Source organism: Salipiger marinus, from assembly GCF_900100085.1.
Classification (GTDB): Bacteria; Pseudomonadota; Alphaproteobacteria; order Rhodobacterales; family Rhodobacteraceae; genus Salipiger; species Salipiger marinus.
The window spans coordinates 1-2,090 of sequence record NZ_FNEJ01000082.1; the positions used below are offsets into that span (position 1 = coordinate 1).

Below are 2,090 nucleotides of genomic sequence, written 5' to 3' on the forward strand. Positions count from 1 at the left end.
GGCGCGAGGCGGTATTCGACCGGGCCTGCGGGGGCGCAGGCGGGGGTGCGTATATAAAGGAGCGCGGCGGTGACCGCGCCGTCGAAATCCTCGGAGGCGGCGAGGCGGAAGCGGTCATTGCCGGAGGCGGCGGTGAGCTCGGCGAAATGCCAGCCGGTGCCGCTGACCGCCGCGCCCTGCTGCAGGGGGCCGCCCGCGAGTTCCGGGGTCAGCGTGCCCGCGACATGCGTGCCGATCTGGAAGGCCACGCGGTAGGTGCTGCCCGGGTTAAGCGTCAGCTCCTGGCTGATCACCCCGGCGCTGCCGGGCGTATGGCTGGCCTGCCCGCCGCCTACGGTCCAGCCGCTGCCCGCCGTCCAGACGCCGAACTCGTCAAAGCCGCCATCGGCGAGAAGCGTGGCCCGGGTGGCATCGCCATCCACCAGCGTGACGGTGGCGCCTGGCGTGACCGGGCGCGGCTCCCCCAGCGCATCGGTGCCGGGATCGAAGCTGGCGCCAGCGGGTGTGCGGTAAAGCTGCACCGTGACGGTGGCGGGATCGCTGACTGCCAGAGCCAGCGTGGCATGGCCGAGCCCGCCGCTGACCACGATCCCCTCGGGATCAAGCGCGGCAGGCACCGGCGCGGCACTGGCGCCGATCACATGGGTGAGTGTGGTGTTATAGAGGCTTTCATCGCCGTCAAAGGCCACGGCTTTGGCGCGCAGCTGCACCTCCTGCCCCAGCGTGTAGCCCGCGATCTCTGCCCCGCCCTCGGCGGCGGCGATCTGCAGCACGGTCCAGCCCGGCGCGCCGGTGAGGCGATGCTCCAGCACGAAGCCCGACAGCAGCCGCAGCTCGCCCGCCGAGGCCCCGAGCAGCACGCGCAGCAGGATCTCGCCGCTTTCCTCGTCCGGCCCGCTTTCCAGCCCGCGCCAGACCGGCATCTGCGGCGGGGCACTCAGCTGCGGGATCACCTCGCCGACGATGCTGTCCCAGGCCGGTGCCTCCTCGGCCTCGGTGAGCGCGTCGATGATCGCGGCCTCGGCCACCAGGGTCAGCCGGGCGGAGAACCCCTCGCCCGGCTCCACATCCACCACCACCATCGGTTCGCTGACCTGCGCCAGCGGGCCAAGGTGGACGAGACTGCCGGGCTCGGGCAGAGGTTCCTCCCCCGCGACCATCAGGCTGCGGCCCTGCCCGGTGACCTTGGCGACGACCGACCGGCCCACCGTGTCGGGCTGGCCGTGGATGTCGGGACCGTCATAGACCCGCCAGCGCAGGCCCCATTCACCCCCCTCTTCAATGCCCTCTTCAACGGGCAGCTCTTCGTCGATCACCAGGAACCGGTCCACGGCCTGCCGCACCCGGGCGGAGAGCTGCGTGCGCGCCAGCACGTCCCAGCTCGCCATGACCAGATCGCCGCGCGTCGCCACCCGGGCCGCCCCATCCATGACGCAGGTAAAGGTGTCGGGCCGGTGCATCGCCTCGTAAAACCGCCGCCGCGCCTCGCGCCAGATCTCGGCCGGATCAGTCTTGCCGGGCAGCACCAGCTCCTCGGTCAGCTGCGGCTCCCCGACCAGCCCCGGGCGCGGGATGACGATCTCCGCCACCTCCCAGCCATTGCTCTCGTCGGCAAAGCTCACCCGCAGCGCGTCGGGCAGATCGGTATAGGCACGGCTCCAGCGGAAGTCGCGGGTGTTGCGCGGCGAGAGGTGGTCGACCACCAGCGCCTGCGAACGATCCACCACCACCGACCAGCGCCGCCCGTCATGGCGCGGGCTGGCGCGCCCGGCCTGCGCGATGGCCCGCAGCGCCTCGCCCAGGCTCTCGCCGCCCTCATGCACCCGGTCGTATTTGAGGCCCTTCTCGGCGCAGAACGTATGCCAGTCCGCCAGCGCCGCCCAATCGAGCCCCGTCTCCGCCACCGGCCAGGGGTTGCCCGGCCCGGTCAGGGCGGCGACATAGGCGCTGGCGGGATTGCGCGACAGCCCGGTCTCCCAGGCGCTGCCGGTCCAATCCGGAGCATGGCGCTGCACCACCGCATTGACCTGATCGAGCTGGCCGGTCAGCTGATGCGTGGCGCGGATGCGGATCGCCAGCAGCGCCAGCGG

The 2,090-nt window shown here is 72.0% G+C and carries 1 pseudogene; it reads right to left on the reverse strand.

The annotated features are described in order from the left end of the window. Positions 1-2,090, reverse strand: a pseudogene (locus tag BLR51_RS27945) (hypothetical protein); the annotation flags it as partial.